The 17,498-nt window shown below is 74.3% G+C and carries 18 protein-coding genes; 3 read left to right on the top strand and 15 right to left on the bottom strand.

Annotated elements, in window-relative coordinates:
• Positions 1-5 precede the first annotated feature (5 nt).
• The 4 genes from AC2A1K_RS03460 to AC2A1K_RS03445 all read right to left on the bottom strand — a co-directional run bounded on the left by AC2A1K_RS03460 (position 6) and on the right by AC2A1K_RS03445 (position 4,148).
• Entirely contained in the window at positions 6-890 is an 885-nt protein-coding gene (locus AC2A1K_RS03460) for a carbon-nitrogen hydrolase family protein (protein WP_483894916.1), read from the bottom strand.
• Positions 887-2,431: an MSMEG_0567/sll0787 family protein gene (locus tag AC2A1K_RS03455; RefSeq protein ID WP_483894915.1), complete on the bottom strand. Its 1,545-nt coding sequence runs from the start codon at positions 2,429-2,431 to the stop codon at positions 887-889. The genes AC2A1K_RS03460 and AC2A1K_RS03455 overlap by 4 nt, the downstream gene beginning before the upstream one ends.
• Positions 2,401-3,555 carry an MSMEG_0568 family radical SAM protein gene (locus AC2A1K_RS03450; RefSeq protein ID WP_483894914.1) on the bottom strand — a complete coding sequence of 385 codons (1,155 nt, stop codon included), beginning with the start codon at positions 3,553-3,555 and terminating at the stop codon, positions 2,401-2,403. Before AC2A1K_RS03450 ends, AC2A1K_RS03455 begins: the two co-directional genes overlap by 31 nt.
• Before the next feature lie 74 nt (positions 3,556-3,629).
• The gene (locus AC2A1K_RS03445) at positions 3,630-4,148 is read right to left on the bottom strand and encodes an MSMEG_0572/Sll0783 family nitrogen starvation response protein (protein ID WP_483894913.1); all 519 of its coding nucleotides are present in this window, start codon (positions 4,146-4,148) and stop codon (positions 3,630-3,632) included.
• A gap of 460 nt (positions 4,149-4,608) precedes the next feature.
• Between AC2A1K_RS03445 and AC2A1K_RS03440 the strand changes: the two genes are divergently transcribed.
• Positions 4,609-5,577, top strand: a complete 969-nt coding sequence (locus tag AC2A1K_RS03440) for a hypothetical protein (protein WP_483894912.1) — start codon at positions 4,609-4,611, stop codon at positions 5,575-5,577.
• Positions 5,578-5,710: 133 nt separating this feature from the next.
• Here AC2A1K_RS03440 and AC2A1K_RS03435 read toward each other — a convergent pair whose 3' ends face one another.
• The 10 genes from AC2A1K_RS03435 to AC2A1K_RS03390 all read right to left on the bottom strand — a co-directional run bounded on the left by AC2A1K_RS03435 (position 5,711) and on the right by AC2A1K_RS03390 (position 14,870).
• On the bottom strand, positions 5,711-5,959 hold the full coding sequence (locus AC2A1K_RS03435) for a hypothetical protein (protein ID WP_483894911.1): 249 nt from the start codon (positions 5,957-5,959) through the stop codon (positions 5,711-5,713).
• Between the two features lie 61 nt (positions 5,960-6,020).
• Positions 6,021-6,383: a hypothetical protein gene (locus tag AC2A1K_RS03430; protein WP_483894910.1), complete on the bottom strand. Its 363-nt coding sequence runs from the start codon at positions 6,381-6,383 to the stop codon at positions 6,021-6,023.
• Positions 6,380-7,054 (bottom strand): sirohydrochlorin chelatase, encoded by a 675-nt coding sequence (locus tag AC2A1K_RS03425; protein ID WP_483894909.1) that lies wholly within the window; start codon positions 7,052-7,054, stop codon positions 6,380-6,382. The genes AC2A1K_RS03430 and AC2A1K_RS03425 overlap by 4 nt, the downstream gene beginning before the upstream one ends.
• Positions 7,051-7,887, bottom strand: a complete 837-nt coding sequence (locus AC2A1K_RS03420; protein ID WP_483894908.1) for a uroporphyrinogen-III synthase — start codon at positions 7,885-7,887, stop codon at positions 7,051-7,053. Before AC2A1K_RS03420 ends, AC2A1K_RS03425 begins: the two co-directional genes overlap by 4 nt.
• Positions 7,884-8,225 (bottom strand): nitrite reductase small subunit NirD, encoded by a 342-nt coding sequence (gene nirD / locus AC2A1K_RS03415; RefSeq protein WP_483894907.1) that lies wholly within the window; start codon positions 8,223-8,225, stop codon positions 7,884-7,886. The genes AC2A1K_RS03420 and nirD overlap by 4 nt, the downstream gene beginning before the upstream one ends.
• Positions 8,222-10,879, bottom strand: coding sequence for a nitrite reductase large subunit NirB (gene nirB, locus AC2A1K_RS03410; protein WP_483894906.1), 2,658 nt, complete (start codon positions 10,877-10,879; stop codon positions 8,222-8,224). Before nirB ends, nirD begins: the two co-directional genes overlap by 4 nt.
• On the bottom strand, positions 10,879-12,267 hold the full coding sequence (locus AC2A1K_RS03405; RefSeq protein ID WP_483894905.1) for a nitrate/nitrite transporter: 1,389 nt from the start codon (positions 12,265-12,267) through the stop codon (positions 10,879-10,881). The genes nirB and AC2A1K_RS03405 overlap by 1 nt, the downstream gene beginning before the upstream one ends.
• Before the next feature lie 217 nt (positions 12,268-12,484).
• Positions 12,485-13,405 (bottom strand): TIGR02569 family protein, encoded by a 921-nt coding sequence (locus AC2A1K_RS03400; protein ID WP_483894904.1) that lies wholly within the window; start codon positions 13,403-13,405, stop codon positions 12,485-12,487.
• Positions 13,406-13,470: 65 nt separating this feature from the next.
• A complete protein-coding gene (gene cynS, locus AC2A1K_RS03395) occupies positions 13,471-13,923 on the bottom strand; it encodes a cyanase (RefSeq protein ID WP_483894903.1) in 453 nt (150 codons plus the stop codon).
• Positions 13,920-14,870 (bottom strand): o-succinylbenzoate synthase, encoded by a 951-nt coding sequence (locus AC2A1K_RS03390; RefSeq protein WP_483894902.1) that lies wholly within the window; start codon positions 14,868-14,870, stop codon positions 13,920-13,922. Before AC2A1K_RS03390 ends, cynS begins: the two co-directional genes overlap by 4 nt.
• 19 nt (positions 14,871-14,889) lie before the next feature.
• Here AC2A1K_RS03390 and menE point away from each other — a divergent pair, with 19 nt between their 5' ends.
• Positions 14,890-16,026, top strand: a complete 1,137-nt coding sequence (menE, locus tag AC2A1K_RS03385; protein ID WP_483894901.1) for an o-succinylbenzoate--CoA ligase — start codon at positions 14,890-14,892, stop codon at positions 16,024-16,026.
• Positions 16,023-17,168 carry an FAD-dependent monooxygenase gene (locus tag AC2A1K_RS03380; protein WP_483894900.1) on the top strand — a complete coding sequence of 382 codons (1,146 nt, stop codon included), beginning with the start codon at positions 16,023-16,025 and terminating at the stop codon, positions 17,166-17,168. The genes menE and AC2A1K_RS03380 overlap by 4 nt, the downstream gene beginning before the upstream one ends.
• Here the strand turns inward: AC2A1K_RS03380 and AC2A1K_RS03375 are convergent.
• The gene (locus tag AC2A1K_RS03375; protein WP_483894899.1) at positions 17,154-17,483 is read right to left on the bottom strand and encodes a TfoX/Sxy family protein; all 330 of its coding nucleotides are present in this window, start codon (positions 17,481-17,483) and stop codon (positions 17,154-17,156) included. The genes AC2A1K_RS03380 and AC2A1K_RS03375 overlap by 15 nt on opposite strands.
• Between the last annotated feature and the right edge of the window lie 15 nt (positions 17,484-17,498).

Here is a 17,498-nt window from a genome sequence, read left to right as displayed (position 1 = left end):
CGGACCTAGCTGGCCCGCGCGGTGACGGGCACGGCCGGCGCGGTGGAGTACGACGCGGGACGCCGGTCGCGCAGGTGCCCCATGAAGCGGCGCGCGGCGTCCACGGCGGCGTCGACGTCCACCGACGCGACGGCCAGGCCCGCCGCGGTGCCGGTGGTGGCCAGCACCTCGCCGCCCGGGTCGACGATCTTCGCGCTCGCCACGAGCTGCATGTCGCCGAACGTCCCGGCCTGGTTCGCCGAGACCCACACGATCTGGTTCTCCAGCGCCCGCGCGCGGTCGAAGAGATCGAACCGGCGGGTCCAGCGGTCGTCGGCGAGCACCGGCGCCGGATCGGTGCGCGCCGCCGGCCACGCCGACATGCACACCACGATCCGGGCCCCGTCGACCGCCAGGGCGCGCGCCGCCTCGGGGAACGCCTTGTCGTAACAGATCATCATGCCGAGCCGGCCGATCGGCGTGTCGAACGCGGCGAAGCGGTCGCCCGCGGCGTACGAGGCGTCCTCGTTCAGCGGCTGGTGGACCTTGCGGTGGTGCCCGAGCACGCCGTCGCCGGTGACCGCGACGCAGCTGTTGTACGGGCGCCCGCCCGAGGCCGTGTCGCCGCGCTCGCAGAAACCCGCGGTGACGACGGTGTCGCCGGCCAGCTCGACCAGCCGGCGGATCTCGGGGCCGTCGAGATCGAGCTGCGGCGGCACGCCGGCCGGATCGTTCTCGGCCGGATCGTCGTGCAGCGACGACAGGTAGCCCCCGAGCGCGGCCTCGGGCAGCGCCAGCAGATCGGCGCCCGCCGTCCGCGCCTGCCCGAGGAGCGTCGAGATCGTCGCGAAGCTCTGCTCGATGTCGCGGCCGAATTCCGCCGCGGCGGCGGCGAACGTCCTCACGGTCATCGGTGGTTCCCTTCGGTCATCGGCGCAGCACCCAGCCCCGTCACGCCGCCCGCGACGGCCTCGGTCAGCTCGCCGTCGGGCCAGCGCAGGGCCACCCCGGCGGTGTTCGTCAGCTCCCCGCACACGGCGCTCGTCGCCGGACCCGCCGACGGGGCGGGCGCGCCCGGCTCGTCGGCGGTGAGCAGCGCGAAGCCGGGGAAGCAGGTCAGCCAGTCGGCGACGGTCACCCCGCCCGGCCGGGGTACCGCAGCGACGTCGAGCACCGCGCCGGTGCCCGACGCCTCGGCGAGCATCCCGAGCGTGCCGACGACCCCGGCCATCGAGACGTCCTTCGCGGCCGCCGGCCGGGTGCCCGGATTCCGTGCGACCGCGTCGGGGCCGATCGCCGCCACCATCGCCCGCAGGTCGGCGGGCGCGCGCGTCGACGTCGAGTCCCACTGCCGTCCCGTGTAGCCGGGACGCCACATGCCGCCGAGGTCGGCGGTGAGCCGCACCGGCATCCCGGGACGCCCGCCGGCCGCGGGAACCGGTGTCGACGTGCGACCGAGCGCGGTGACGGCGAGCGAGGCGGGCACCTCGAGCTGGGTGTGCCCACCGATCACCGGCACGCCGTAGGCATCGGCGGCGGCGCGCAGCCCGGTGAGCACCCGGTGGGCGAACGACGCGTCGCGCGCGCCGACGGCGTCGAGCAGCGCGGTCGGCACGGCGCCCATGGCGGCGAGATCGTTGACGTTGACCAGCACCCCGCACCACCCGGCCCACTCCGGGTCGCGCTCGACCATGGCGGGCAGGATCGCGTCGCACGCCGCGACGACGTCGCTGCCGGGCACCGGTGCCCCGTCGTCGCCGACGTGCATGCCCGACCCGGCCAGCCCGGCCACGAGCTCGCCGAGCGGGGCCTTCGTCGCCGCGACGAGGTCGGCGAAGCGCCCCATCGGCCGGCGCATGCGGACGTGCGGGCGCTCGGCGACCGTGGTGTCGCGGACGCGCTGCCAGCCCAACCGGCGGAAGAGCGTCTCGTTGGCCGTCTGCACGTCGGCCTCGAACCGGAGCACTCCGGCCGCCTCGGCGCGGGCGACGGCCGCCCGGACCAGCGTGGCCCCGACGCGGACGCCGGCGCGTCGCCGTGCGGTCGGGGCGACGACGAGGCGGCTGCCCGTCCACCAGCCGAGGTCGGGGCGCGTGGCGTCCGGGTCGACGGGCGCGAGGCGGACCCCACCCAGCACCTCGCCGGCGCCGTCGCGGGCGACCAGGACGACGGCGCGCGGGTCGTGGTCGTGCTCGTCGAGGTCGCCGGCGGCCCCGTGGATCGAGTCGCGGAACAGGCCCTGGTCGTCGACGAACACCGCACGGCGCAGGGCCCGGTGAGCAGTGACGTCGGGGTGCCGGGCGTCCATGGCGGGCGCCTCGGCGATGGTGACGTCGCGAGCGGGCCGGGGGGCGCGGCCGCCGAGGATCTCGTCGGCGGCCCACAGTCCGAGCGAGTGGTCGTCGAGAAGCGACATCGTGCTCAGCCCCCCGCCGCCGGCAGCGCCGAGCACGCGCCGCACGCCGCGCAGCCGGCGGCCTGGTCGGCGCCGCGCATTCCCGCGGCCACGAGGACCTCGGCGACGCGCGCGGTGACCTCGGCGAGCAGCTCCGGGTCGGGCGCGGGGTCGCCGTCGGCGAACGCGAGCGTGCCGGGGATCGGGCGGTAGGGGACGACGAAGGGGTAGACGCCGCGCTCGACGAGCTCGGCGGCGCCGGCGACGAGCTCGTCGGGGTCCTCGCCGAGGCCGACGATGAGGTAGGTCGACACGGCGTTCGCGCCGAACAGACGCACGCTCTCGTCCCAGGCCAGCCAGTACTGGGAGAGCGGAACGGTCGCCTTGCCTGGCATCCAGCGGGCGCGCACGGCGTCGTCGAGCGTCTCGACGTGGATGCCGATGGCGTCGGCGCCGGCGTCCTTGAGCTCCCGCAGCGCGGCCAGGTCCTCCGGCGCCGGGGGCTCGCACTGCACCTGGATCGGCAGGCTCGGCAGCGCGGCCTTGATCGCGCGCACGCAGCGCGCGAGGTGACGGGCGCCGCGGTCGCGGCCGTTGCTCGTTCCGGTGGTCAGGACCATCTGCTTCACACCGTCGAGGCGGACCGCGGCCTCGGCGACCTCCGCGAGCTGGGCGGGCGTCTTCACCGCCGTCGTCGCGCCACTGCCCAGCGACTGCTCGATGGCGCAGAAGCGGCACCGGTCCTGCTCGCCGTAGCGCACGCAGGTCTGCACGACCGTCGTCGCGAGGACGTCGTTGCCGTGCAGGCGGGCGATCTTCTCGTAGGCGATGCCGTCCGCGGTCACGAGGTCGTAGAACGCGGGGCGGGCGACGGTGTCGACCTCGACGCCGAGGTCGGTGACGCCGGCGTCGGGGCCGATCCGGACGAGCCGCCCGTTGCGCAGGCGGTAGGGGCTCGCCGGGTCGATCGGGACCGTGGTCTTGAGGCCGTCGACGAGCACGTGGCCGTCGGCGGACGGCCCGGCGCCACCGGGGCGGCGCAGGGGGATGGTCGTCCCGAGGTCCGTCGTGGTGGTCGGCGTGTCGGACGGGAGGTCGAGCGCGACGCCGCGGACGGCCATTTCGGAGCGGGCGGCCACGGTGGAACGGATCGGCAGCCCGAGATCGTGCGGAGACGACATGTGCGGACCTCCTGGGCTCTCGACGCGGGGCTGGCACGGGCCGGTGCGGGTGGCCCCGCACCGGCCGCGGCGCGTCAGAGCTGGTAGGTCGAGTTGATGATCGCGCCCTTGCGGGCGTAGTAGATGAGCGCGTCCTGGACGTCGAGCGGGTGCGTCGGGATGACGCCCTCGATGAGGTCCTCCTCGCGGGCGCCGTGCAGCGACAGCCCGAAGCGGCAGCAGTAGACCTTGCCGCCCTCGCTCATGAACGTCTTGAGCTGGTCGTTGATGTTGTGCTCACCGGGGAACGCCGAGGTGCCCGTGGTGGGGAAACCGCGCGTGGCCAGGCAGTTCAGGGAGCCGGGCCCGTAGAAGTACATCGCCGAATCGAAGCCCTTGCGCAGCGCGCGGGTGGCCTGGAGGACGGCGACGAAGCTGACCGACGACTCGTGCGCGATGCCGTGCACGAGCGTGAAGTAGGACTCGCCGCTCTCGGCCTGCAGGTCGGGGAAGACCTTCGTCCCGCCGTAGATGCTCGAGCCCTCGGGCAGCGAGGGGTGCGGGATCTCCTCGAGGCTCTTCTTCTCGACGTCGGAGAGCTCGGTGCTCGTCATGCTGGTTCTCCTCGAGTGGTGTTCACCGCCGACGGCGGCGACCGACCGACGGTCGGGATGCGGGGGAAGCAGCGAGGTCCTCGCCGACCTCGCGCTGCGATCGAGCACACCAACCGCCCATTTCCGAAGTGTTTCCTCGTGACTACGAGAGCGGGTCGTCCTTCGCGTCGTGTTTCACCGCGGTGACTCGCCCGCCGAACGGCGGCCCTGCGGGCTTTGCGAGCGATGCGGCATCGCTGGCGTCTCACGCCAGAATCGCCACATCCTCGGTGCGCGACACGCCGGGCGAAGCGCGAGGAACCCGGCCATGAGCCCTGAGGACAACCGGAGCGGGTCGCTGAGACGTCCGGTCGAACGAACCGGTCACGACGTTCTCCGTGCATCCCCACCCCCGGCGCTCATCCACAGCACGCGACCGCCCGCTCACGCCGTTGGACACCCGCACACGACGCTCGACGCCATGCGACCCGGCGACTGGAATCTCGAACGGCTGATGGAGGCGAGCGTCGAGGGCGTGATCGCCGTGCGCACCCTCGTCGCGCTGGGGATCGACGAGACGACGGTCTACCGCCGGTGCCGGCACGCCGGCCCCTGGCAGCGCCTCCTGCCAGGGACCATCCTGCTGCACAACGGCACGCCGACGCGGCGCGAGCGGGAGATCGCCGCGCTGCTCTACTGCGGGCCCGGGGCGATGCTCACGGGGACCTCGGCGCAGCGGCACCACGGCCTGCGGCGCGTGCCTGACGACGACATCGTCCACGTCCTGGTGCCGGCACGCCGCCAGGTGCGCAGCGTCGGTTTCGTCCTCGTCGAACGGACGACGCGCCCGCCGCGGTCGCTGGAGCGGAACGGCCTCGCGGTCGCCCCGCTGGTCCGGGCCGTTCTCGACGAGGCGCGGCGCCGGCGTGAGCCGACGAGCATCGCCGCCCTGATGGCCGAGCCCGTGCAACGACAGATGATCCTCGTCGAGCAGCTCGAGGAGGAGCTCGAGGCCGGGTGCCGCAAGGGAACGGCGGCGCCGCGATCGGTCCTGCGGGCTCTCCGGGCTGGCGTCCGATCGGCCGCGGAGTTCGACGGCCGCGAGTGGTGGCTGTCTCGTGGGCTACCGCCCGCGCGGTTCAACGTGCGGGTCCTGCGCCCCGACGGCCGCCTGCTCGCGGTCGTGGACGCCTGCGTCGAGGAGGTCGGCTTCGTGTGGGAGATCGACTCGGTCGAGCAGCACTTCGCGACCTCCGAGCAGGTCGAGGTCACGGCACGTCGCCGGCGATCGCTCCGTGATGCCGGCCTGGTGGTCGTGAGCAGCCGACCGACCCAGACACGGGACGACCCGGACGGCGTGGAGAAGGACGTCAACGACGGCCTCGCCGTCGCCGCACTCCTCCCCTCCCCCGACGTGATCTACGTGGACGACCTCGAGCGCGGAGCCTGAGCACCCCTTACACGGCGTGTCGCATATCGAGGATGTGGCGATCCTGGCGTCACATGCCAGCGATGCCGCATCGCTCGCACCGCCGGTGCTCGCACTACCGGCGCACGACCCGGTGTCCGACGACCCCGAGAACTCAGCGGACGGTGGGGGTGGAACCGTCGCCCGTCTCCACGCCGCCGGCGGGGACGGTCGAGTTGTACGAGCCTGCCGGCGCCGAGCCCGTGCTGACCGCGATGCTGTCGACCACGCTCGTCAGGAACACGGTGATCGAGGAGCCCACGTCGCCGAGCGCTTCGACACCGTTGCGGGTCGTCGCCGCCGAGTCCTGGGGGTTCGAGATGATCGCGAACAGCACAAGGATGATCACGATCGTGCCGATCACGCGGGCGAGCATGGAGACAGCATCACCCCATCGTGACGGTTCGTAAACACCGGGGTGGCGCTCAGTCGCCGAACAGCCACCATGGATCGACGTCGACGAACCCGATCGGCGGAGCGACGGCCTGCGCACGCTCCACATCCGGCGGACCGACCGGACGTTGCGGTTCCGGGACCCGCGACGGGAACGCGCGCGGTCTCCGCACGACGCGGGCGAGCAGACGGTCACCGACGACCGTGCCGAGGTAGGTGTCGGCAGGGTCGAGGATGTCGTCGCGCGGCTCCGGCGTCGGCTCCCGTGACCACGGGAACCATCCGATCCAGCGGTCCCGTGTGCTCCACACGTACGGCAGCCCCGGCCGGTACCAGGCGATCCAGCGCCCGTCGGAGGCGTAGAGGTGCACGGCCATGCCGGCCGGGGCGCTCATGCCGCCGCCCGGTACCGGTCGACGACGACGGCGACGACGTCCGGGTGGTCGCCCAGCGGCTCGGCCACGACCGTGGCGCCCGCCCGGGCGAGCCACCGGTGGAACGCGCCGGGCGCGAGCAGCCAGGTCGCGAGCACCACCCGGGGCCCGCGCGCCGAGGTCGACGCGACGACCGACGCCACGCGTGGCTCGCCGCCCGCGATGTAGCCGACCGGCACCTCGTGCCCGACGCGCGCGGTCAACAGCGCGGCGGCGGTGCGCAGGTCCTCCTGCGCGGCGGGATCGGTCGAGCCCGCCGCCGCGAGGACCACCGTGTCGCCCGGCCGCGACCCGGCCTCCGCGAGACGGTCGAGCAGTGCGCCGACCAGCTCCGGGTCCGGCCCGAGGGGCTCGGCGACGACGACGTCGTCCCGGCCGATCGCCGCGATCTGCTCGGGGACGTCGACGCGCACGTGGTACCCCGACGCCAGGAACGCGGGCACGACGACCACGGGCCCCGGCAACCCCGCCAGCACGTCGGACAACGACGGTCCCACCACGCCGGCGTAGCCCAGACGCACCTCGACCCCGGGCAGCGACTCCGAGACCGCCGCGACGAGACGCTCGATCGTCGCCCACCCCGCGGCGTCGTTCGTCCCGTGGGCGAGCAGCAGCAGTGCGGGAGCCCTCACGCGCCCGCCGCCGACCCCACCGCGCGCGCGTGCTCCTCCAGCCGCTTCACCATCGCCCCGAGCCGGAAGCGCTCCGGGCTGATGCCGACGACGCCGAGTCGCTCCAGCGGCGCGGCCGTCACCGGACCCACGCAGCAGGCCAGCACGTCCCCCGACCGCAGCGCCGCGAGCACCTCGTCACCCAGCCCCCGCGCCGAGGCCCGGTGCACCAGCCCCTCGACCGACGGCGCGCTGGTGAACGTCACGGTGTCGATGTCCCGCCCGACGATCGCGTCGATCAGCGCGTCGACCGCGGGCAGGTCCGGCGGCGGCTCCCACCGGTACACGGGCACGGTGACGACGTCCGCGCCGGCCGTGCGCAACGACGCGAGGAAGTCGGTCATCGGGTCGCCGTGCAGCTGCACCGCGATCCGCTCCCCGTCGACACCCGAGGCCAGCAGGTGCGCCAGCACCTCCGGCGACGACTCCGTCTCGTCCGCCGACCACGCCTCGCGCAGCCCGGCCCCGCGGATCGCGCCGCGCGCCTTGGGGCCGCGCGCCAGCAGCGTCGCCGACCCCAGCACCCGATGCAGATCCTCCGAGAGTCCCCACGACGCAGCCACCTCGAGCCACCCCCGGAACCCCTGCCCGGTGGTGGCGACGACGACCGCCGGCGGGTCCGCCACCAGCCCGCGCGTGATCTCCGCGAGCTGGGCGTCGTCCTCCAGCGGCACGATCCGCATCGTCGGGCCGTGCACGACCTCGGCGCCCTTGCGCCGCAGCAGGTCGACCTGGTCGTCCGCGCGCCGGTCGGCCGTGACCCCGACGCGCCACCCCGACAACGGGGCGGTCACGGATGCCCGATCTGTACGACGCCGTCCACCACCCGCACAGGATAGGTCGCCACGGCGACACCGTCGTCCTCGAGACACCGGCCGTCCTCGAGCGCGAAGTGCTGCTTGAACAGCGGCGAGGCGATGACGGCCCGGCCGCCGAGGTCGCCGACGATGCCGCGCGAGAGCACCGACGCCCCCGAGAACGGGTCGACGTTGTGCACCGCGAACACGCGGTCGTCGTGGGTGCGCACGATCGCGACGGGCTCGCCGTCCACCAGTGCCCCGACCGCACGCTCGGGCTGGATCCGCTCGAGCGGGCACACGGCGGTCCAGGTGCGGTCCTGCAGCTCGGTCACACGCCCACCTCCTGGGAAGGACGCCTCGATGGTCCGGCTCCGCTTCGTTCCGCGTCCCGCACGGGGAGACGCGGGCCCGCGATCACCTGCGGCCCGAAGCCGAGCTCCGGCACCGTCGTCGGCTGGCCGTCCTTCATGCCGGCCGGGACGCGGTGCCCGCGGTGGTCGACGAACTCGACACTCGGGTCGGGCGCGCCGGGCGCGTTGACGAACGAGGTGAACCGCGCCAGCTTCGCCGGGTCGTCGAGCACCGCCGCCCACTCGTCGGCGTAGCTGTCGACGTGCCGCGCCATCTGCTCGTCGAGCGAGGCGCAGATGCCCAGCGAGTCCTCCATGATCACCTCGCGGAGGTGGTCGAGGCCGCCCTCGAGCCCCTCGACCCACGACGCCGTGCGCTGCAGCCGGTCGGCGGTGCGCACGTAGAACATGAGGAACCGGTCGATCGTGCGCACCAGGGTCGCGGTGTCGAGGTCCGACGCGATCAGCTCCGCGTGCCGCGGGGTGAAGCCGCCGTTGCCGCCGACGTAGAGGTTCCATCCGGTCTCGGTGGCGATCACCCCGAAGTCCTTCGACCGGGCCTCCGCGCACTCGCGGGCACATCCGGACACGCCGCTCTTGAGCTTGTGCGGCGACCGAAGCCCCCGATAGCGCAGCTCCAGGGCGACCGCCAGCGACACCGAGTCCTGCACGCCGTAGCGGCACCAGTCGGTCCCGACGCACGACTTCACCGTGCGCAGCGCCTTCCCGTACGCGTGCCCCGACTCGAACCCCGCGTCGACGAGCCGGCGCCAGATGGCGGGCAGCTGTTCGACGCGCGCACCGAACATGTCGATCCGCTGCCCACCGGTGATCTTCGTGTAGAGCCCGAAGTCGCGGGCGATCTCGCCGATGACGATGAGGCCCTCGCCGCTGACCTCGCCGCCGGGCAGCCGCGGCACCACCGAGTAGGTGCCGTTGCGCTGCAGGTTCGCGAGGAAGTGGTCGTTGGTGTCCTGCAGGGCGGCCTGCTCGCCGTCGAGGACGTGCCCGCCTGCGAGCGTCGCGAGCATCGAGGCGATCGCGGGCTTGCAGACGTCGCAGCCCCGTCCCCGACCGTAGGCCCCGACGATCGACGAGAACGTCGTCAGCCCCGTGGCCATGACGATCTCGTAGAGCTCCGCGCGCGACTGCGAGAAGTGCTCGCACAGCGCCGTGGACACCTCGACGCCGCACGCCGTGAGCACCTTGCCCAGCGTCGGTACGCACGACCCGCACGTCGTCCCGGCGCGCGTGCACGCCTTGAGCTCGGGCACCGTCGACGCCTCGCCGGAGCGGATCGCCTCGACGAGCGCGCCCTTGCTCACCGCGTTGCAGGAGCAGATCTGGGCACCGTCGGGCAGGGCGTCGACGCCCACGCCGACCGCTCCGTCCGACGCGGGCGCGATCAGCGCCATCGGGTCCCCGGGCAGCGTCTCGCCGAGGAACCCGCGCAGCGTCTCGTAGTTCGACGCGTCACCGACGAGGACGCCGCCCAGCAGGGTCCGGGCGTCGTCGGAGACGACGAGCTTGGCGTACGTCCCGGTCACCGGGTCGTCGAGCCGCACCTCGAGCGCCCCGGGGGCCGCGGCGTGCGCGTCGCCGAAGCTCGCGACGTCGACGCCCAGCAGCTTGAGCTTCGTGGACAGGTCGGCATCGGTGAACCGGGAGTCGCCGCCGGTGAGCCGGTCCGCGACGACCTCGGCCATCGCGTACCCGGGCGCCACCAGCCCGTAGGTGCGCGGTGGCGACCCCTCCTGGCTGACCGCGGCCACCTCGCCGACCGCCCAGATGCGCTCGTCCTGCGTGCGGCACCGGCCGTCGACCAGCACCCCGCCGCGCTCGGCCACCGGGAGCCCGATGTCGCGCGCCAGCTGGTCGGCCGGACGGATGCCGGCGGAGAACACGACGACCGCGGCGTCCAGCTCGGTGCCGTCGGAGAGCGTGACGGTCAGCCCACCGCGGTGGTCTCGCACGATCGAGGACGTACCGACGCCCGTGTGCACCCGCAGCCCGAGGTCGCCGACGAGCCGGTGCAGCAGCGCTCCCCCGCCCTCGTCGACCTGCACCGGCATCAGCCGCGGCGCCATCTCCACCACGTGCGGGACGAGGCCGAGGGTGCGCAGCGCGTCCGCGGCCTCCAGCCCGAGCAGCCCGCCGCCGACGACCACCCCCGCGCGCCGCCCGGCGCCGGCGCGGGCGGTCGCCCGCTCGGCGGCCTCACGCAACGCGTCGAGGTCGTCGAGGGTCCGGTAGACGAAGACGTCGTCGAGGTCGCGACCGGGCACCGGCGGCACGAACGGCACCGAGCCCGTGGCGAGCACGAGCTCGTCGTAGGGCACACGCCGCCCGCTCGCGGTCGTCACGACCTGCGCCGCGCGGTCGACGTCGACGGCGCGGTCGTCGAGGTGCACGTCGACGAGGTCGTCGGTGAGGAACTGCTCGTCCGCGAGGGCCAGATCGTCCTCCGACGCGTCGCCGAGGTACGACGACAGCGCCACCCGGTCGTACGCGGGCCGGGACTCCTCGGCCAGCAGCACGACCCGGAAGCGGCCCTCGGAGTCACGCCGCCGCAGGCTCTCGACGAACCGGTGACCGACCATCCCGTGGCCGACGACGACCACCGTGCGGGAGCCCATCACACCTCCGCGTAGGAGAGCCGGGCGCCGGTCTTCGGGTCGATCGCCGACCTCGCCCTACGCAGGTAGACGACATAGGTGACGACGAAGCAGACCGCATAGAAGGCGAGGAACGCCCAGAACGCCGGCACGCCGCTCTGCACCGTCAGGAACGACTGGCGGAACGCGAGGTTGATCAGCAGGCCGCCGAAGGCGCCGATCGCGCCGGCGATGCCGATCACCGCGCCGGACACGCGCCGCGCCCGCAGCAGGGCCGCCTCGACGTCGCTCCCCGCCTCCGACAGCGCCTTCGTCCGGAAGATCGCCGGGATCATCTTGTAGGTCGAGCCGTTGCCGATGCCCGAGGTGATGAACAGCAGCACGAAGCCGGCGACGAACACCGGCAGCGACTCGATGCTCGACGCCCAGATGCAGATCAGCGCGGCGACGGCCATGGCGACGAAGTTCCAGAACGTCACCTTGGTGCCGCCGAGGCGGTCGGAGAGCCAGCCGCCGACCGGCCGGATCAGCGACCCGAGCAGGGGCCCGATCCAGGTCAGCGCGGCCGCGCCGACCGGGTCCCGCCCGAACTGGTTCTGCAGCACGAGACCGAACGCGAAGCTGTAGCCGATGAACGACCCGAACGTCCCGATGTAGAGGAACGAGAGGATCCACGTGTGCGCGTCGCGCGTGGCCTCCTTGAGTGCGCCGGTGTCGTTGCGCACCGAGGACAGGTTGTCCATGTAGAGCGCGGACAGCAGCGTCGCCACGACGATCAGCGGGATGTAGATCCCGAGCAGGATCCGGATGCCGGTGACGCCGGGGCCCGCCGTGGCCAGGATCAGCAGGCCGAGGAGCTGGATCACCGCCACGCCGAGGTTGCCGCCGCCGGCGTTGATCCCCAGCGCCGCGCCCTTCGCCTTCTCGGGGAAGAACGCGTTGATGTTGGTCATCGACGAGGCGAAGTTGCCGCCACCGACCCCGGCGATCGCGGCCAGGATCATCAGCGTCGTGTAGCTGACGCCCGGCTCGACGATCGCCGCGGCGAGGACCGTCGGCACCAGCAGCAGCGCGGCCGAGATGATCGTCCAGTTGCGGCCTCCGACGACCGCGACGGCCATCGTGTAGGGCAGGCGCAGCACGGAGCCGACGAGCGTGGGCATGGCGACGAGGAAGAACTTGCCGGCCACGTCGAGGCCGAACTCCGCGTTCGGCATGAAGAGGACGAGGACCGACCACAACGTCCAGATCGAGAACCCGATGTGCTCGGAGAACACCGAGAACCACAGGTTCCTGTTGGCGATCTTCTTACCGGTGCTCCGCCAGAACGACTCGTCCTCGGGACGCCAGTCGTCGATCCAGCGTCCGCGCAGCAGGCTGCCTCGCGGCTGGGCCGGCGCTGCGGTCATGATCTCGCCTCCTCACCCGGTGCCCGCGCGGACGACCGGTGGTGGTGGAGGGCGACGGCGGATGAGATCCGGCCGCGCCGCGCGGGGGCCGTCGCGTCGACCCCTCGTTCGCGGCGGACGTTAGGAAGCGCGTGTTACGCCGTGATGACCACGTGTTGCGAGGACGCGAACCCCGCCTGCGGGACGCGTCACGCGCGGCGCGAGCCGCCGTGCGCGCTCAGGCGGGCGGGAGCACGCTGCCGACGAGACGCGCGGCGTGCTCCAGGCCCTGCAGGGACTCGCGGGTGCACGACGGGTGCTGCGCGTGCACGGCGAGCCGGAAGAGCAGCGCGTGCAGCAGCATCTGCGGCCACGCCGAGAGGTGCGCCCAGCGCGTGATGATGCCCGGGTCGGCGCCGCCCCAGGCCAGCGCGTCGATCACCACGACCGCGGCCGCCCACTCGGTCGGGCGCCAGAACGGCACGAGGTCGAGCACGGCGGGCGGAACGCCGGGGTCGGACGGGTCGAACAGCACGGTGCCGAACAGGTCGCCGTGCACGAGCTGCGACGGACGCTCCAACGGACGGCGCCGGCGGGCGAGCTCGGTGAACAGGGTGCCGCCGGTCTCGGCGTCGAGCGCGATCGTGCGCTCGCCGAATGCGGCCCGATCGGCGCGGGCCAGCAGGTCGTCGCGGTCGTCGACGAGTCGCGGGCGCTCCAGGCGCGCGGTGGCTCGGTGCAGCCGCAGCGAGGCGGCGACGACGTCGTCGTGGCGCGGCTCGACGCGGCCGGCGACGTCGTGGCTCGCGGCCCACCCGGCGACCACCCGGCGGCCGTCGCTGGCCCGCACCGGCCGCGCGAGGCGCAGACCGTCGACGCCGATCGCGGCGAGGTCCTCGATCGCGCCCGCCGACCACGCGGCGAGCACGGTGTCGGCGACCGGGCGCAGCACGAGCCCGTCACAGCGCCAGGCGGGGCCCGGGAGGTCGGGGCGCGGGCGCGGCACCGACTCGCGCACGCCGAACGCGGTGCGGACGTGCTCGGGCGGCCCGTGCTCGAGGCGCGGGTCGGGTCCGGCCGCGCTCGCTGCGGCGTCCTCGTCCTTCCCGGCCGACGGGCCGGACGAGGGCGCCGAGTTCTGCGTGGGCGCGGCGGTCACGCTGCGCACGCTACTCGGACGCAGGGGGCAACCACCTCAGCTCCGACCGGCGTGTCCGGGTGTTGTCACCACACCTTGTAGGGCAGGAACTTGCCGTTGAAGGTCAGCTTCACGCGGTCGCCCTTCGGATCCTCGACGCGCTCGAAGTCGAGGGTGAAGTCGATGGCGCTCATGATGCCGTCGCCGAACTCCTCGCGGATGAGCTCGTGGAGGCTCGACCCGTAGACCTGCAACGCCTCCTGGAGACGGTAGGTGACGGGCTCGGTCGGGTCGAGCGCCGCGTCGCCGCGCACCGGCGGGAAGGTCAGCGCCTCGACGGTCTCCTCGTCGAGGTCGAGCAGCGCGCCGATCGTCCCGGCCTGCTCGGCGTCGAGGGGCTGCTGGCCGAGCAGGGCCGAGGTGGTCCACACCAGGGACCGGTCGAGGGCCTTCGCGAGCTCGGCCCAGCTCACCCCGTGCGCCTGCTTCGCGCGCACGATCTCGCGGCCGGCATCGAGACGGTCGTCCTTGTCGCTCATGCGAGTCCCTGTACCCGGGCCAGGCGGGCGGTCCACCAGTCGCGGGCCGCCGGATCCGCCGCGTAACGCGCGAGCAACGCGGGGTCGGGCTCCGGCGGCCGGCGCGGGACGTCGAGGAAGCCCGCCACCGGATGCAGGGGTTCGTCGACGACGTCGGCGGCGAGCAGGTCCGCGGTCCCGAGCCCGCACGCGAACGGCAGCTCCGGCAGTGCTCCGGCGAGAGCGAGCCCCGCGGCCAGGCCGACCGAGCTCTCGACCGCCGACGACACCACGCACGGCAGCCCGATCGCCTCGGCGATGCGCAGCGACGCGTGGACCCCGCCCAGCGGCGCCACCTTGAGCACCGCGACGTCGGCGGCCTCGGCGCGCACGACGCGCAGCGGGTCCTCGGCGCGGCGGATCGACTCGTCGGCGGCCACCGGCACGTCCACGCGGCGGCGGACCGCGGCGAGCTCGTCGACCGACGCGCACGGCTGCTCGACGTACTCCAGCCCGCCGGCGGCCCGGGTCAGCGCACCGATCGCCGCGACCGCCCCGTCGACGTCCCAGCCGCCGTTGGCGTCGACGCGCACGCGCCCGTCGGGCCCCAGCGCGTCGCGGACGGCCTCGACGCGGGCGAGATCCTCGGCCGTGTCGCGACCCTTCTCGGCGACCTTGACCTTGGCGGTCCGCGCCTTCGACGCCGTCACGATCCGGTGCGCGTGCTCGGGGGCGACGGCCGGGACGGTGACGTTGACCTCGACGCGGTCGCGCAGCGGCGCGGGCCACCGATCGTGCGCGGCCTCGCGGGCACAACGCCACCACGCGAGCGCCTCGGCGTCGTCGTACTCGGGGAACGGGCAGAACTCGCCCCAGCCCACCGGGCCCTCCACCAGCGCGAGCTCGCGCACGGTGATGCCCCGGAAGCGGGTGCGCAGCGGCAGCGCGGCCACTCTCACTTCCGTCATCGCGTCTAGCCTAGAGCGGGTGCGCGCGGTCCAGACGGTCCCGACCGACGGGAGCCCCGAGGCGGCGACCGCGCTGGGCGACGCGGCGCTCGCGGCGCTCGGGGGCCGCGCACCCGCCGTCCTCCCGACCGGACCCGGCGACCCCGCGTCCCGCGCCGACCTGCTCGCCCCGGTCGACGACGACATCGCCGCGGTGGTGACGACGACCGGGTCGACCGGGGATCCGAAAGCCGTCCTGTTGCCGGCCGCCGCGTTGGCCGCGTCGGCTGACGCGACGTACGCGCGCCTCGGGCCGCCGGGGCGCTGGCTGCTCGCGCTGCCCGCGCACCACATCGCGGGCCTGCAGGTGCTCCTGCGCTCGGCGCGTGCCGGGCTGCCCGCCGTGGCCATGGACCTGCGCGCGGGCTTCCGCGCGGAGGCGTTCGCGTCTCTCGCTGCGGGCGTCGCCTACACCTCACTCGTCCCCACGCAGCTGCGACGGCTCCTCGACGCGGGCGGCGCGGCGCACGACGCCCTGCGCGGCCTCACCGCCGTCCTGCTCGGCGGGGCGGCGGCGGACGCGGACCTGCTCTCCCGCGCTGCGGCGGAAGGTGTGCCGGTGGTGACCACCTACGGCATGAGCGAGACCTGCGGCGGCTGCGTCTACGACGGCCGCCCGCTCGACGGGGTCACGGTGACGCTCGAGGAGGACGGGCGCATCCGTCTGGGCGGGGCGACGCTGGCGGCGGGATACCGGGGGGCGGTCTCGGCGTCCGATCGCGCGGCCTTCCTGGCGGAGGGGTTCCGCACGAACGATCTGGGCGCCTGGCGCGCCGACGGGAGCCTCGAGGTCCTCGGCCGCGCCGACGACGTCATCGTCACCGGCGGCGAGAAGGTCGCGCCGGCGACGGTGGAGCGCGTGCTGCTGTCCCAGTCCGGGGTCCGGGAGGCCTGCGTGGTGGGGGTGCCCGATGCCGAGTGGGGGGCGCGGGTCGTCGCGGCGGTGGTCGGCGACGGTGTCGACGCCGACGCGCTCCGGGCGGCCGTCGCGCCCGGCCTCGGGCGGGCGACGCCGCGCACGGTGGCCGTCGTCGACGCCCTGCCGCTGCGCGGGATCGGCAAGCCCGACCGCGCCGCGGTGCGCGCCCTGCTCGCCGACGGTCCGCCCACGCCGTGACGGGGCTGCGCGTGGCCGTCGTCGGCGGCGGCATCGGGGGCGCCACGGTCGCCCTGGCACTGCGGCGCCAGGGCGTCGACGTCGCGGTGTACGAGCGGCGGGAGACCGTGCCGCCGGTGGGGTCCGGCCTCGGGCTCGCCGGCAACGGCTACCGGGTCCTGGCCGGGCTCGGGCTCGGGCCCGCCCTCGACGAGACGGGTGCGCCGATCTCCACCATGCGTCTGCTCGGCGCGGACGGCGCAGAGATCGCGCACTACGACTCCGGCCGGCTGCTGGGGACGCGCCGGGCGGACCTGATCCGCGTCGTCCTCGACGGCCTCGGACCGGGCGTCGTGCACCACGGCCGGGAGTGCGTCGGTGTCGACGTCGCCGGGAACGGCGCTGCGCGGCCCGTCGTCCGCTTCGCCGACGGGTCCTCCGCGGAGGTCGACGTCGTCGTCGCCGCCGACGGTCTCCGCTCCCGGTGCGCCACGGTCGTCGCGGCTCCGCCGGAGCTGCGCCCTTCGGGGATGTCGGCGCTGCGCGGCTTCGTCGACAGCGACGGCCTGCCCGAGCACCTGTCCACCGGCCAGAACGCCTGGCTGGGCTCCGACCGCCACCTGCTCTGCTACCCCGTCGACCGCTACGGGACCCTGAACTTCGCGGCGTTCGTGCCCCGGCCGGCCGGGACCGCCGACGAGTGGTCGTTCCGCGCCGACCCCGAGCTGGTGCGCGACGCGTACGCGGGCTGGGACCCCGACGCCGCCGCGATCCTCGCCCGAGCGACCGACGTCTACCGCTACGACCTGGCCGATCGGGACCCGTTCGCTCCCTGGACGCGAGCCGGTGTCGTGCTGCTCGGCGACGCCGCGCACCCGATGCTGCCCCACATGGGACAGGGCGCCAACCAGGCGATCGAGGACGCCGCGGTCCTCGCGGCCCTGCTCGGCGGGATGGGCGCGGCCGAGGTGACCGAGCGCCTCGCCGCCTACGAGGCCACCCGCAAACCGCGCACCGACCGGATCCAGGACCAGTCCCGGCGCAACGGCGAGCGCTTCTCCGGAGGCGACAGCAGTCCCGTCGGAGACCTGTCCTGGGTCTACGGCTACGACGCACCCGCGGCCGGACGCGCCGCGGCGCGCCGGCTGCTACTCGACCGGTAGCGACTCGACGAAGGACAGGCCCTCCTCGACCCACCCCGGCAGGCTCGCGTCGTCGAGAGCGGCCCGGTCGACGAGCAGCCAGCCCTTCAGCGGGCGCCCGCGCATCACCATGCGCTCGACGCCGTCCTGCGCGAGGAGCGCGTCGGCGCGCGCCGGGTCGATGCGGACCATGAGCGCCCCGCCGCTGCCGGCGCAGACGGCCATGTTCCCGTGCAGCAGGAACGCGAGCCCGCCGAACATGCGCTTCTCGGTGATCCCGTCGCGCCCGGTGAGGACGTCCCGCAGCCGCTCCGCCAGCTCCTCGTCGTAGGCCACGCGCGGAGTATGACC

The sequence above is a fragment of the Actinomycetospora sp. 2LY8.5 genome, assembly GCF_057180585.1.
This window is presented reverse-complemented; position numbering and strand designations above follow the sequence as displayed.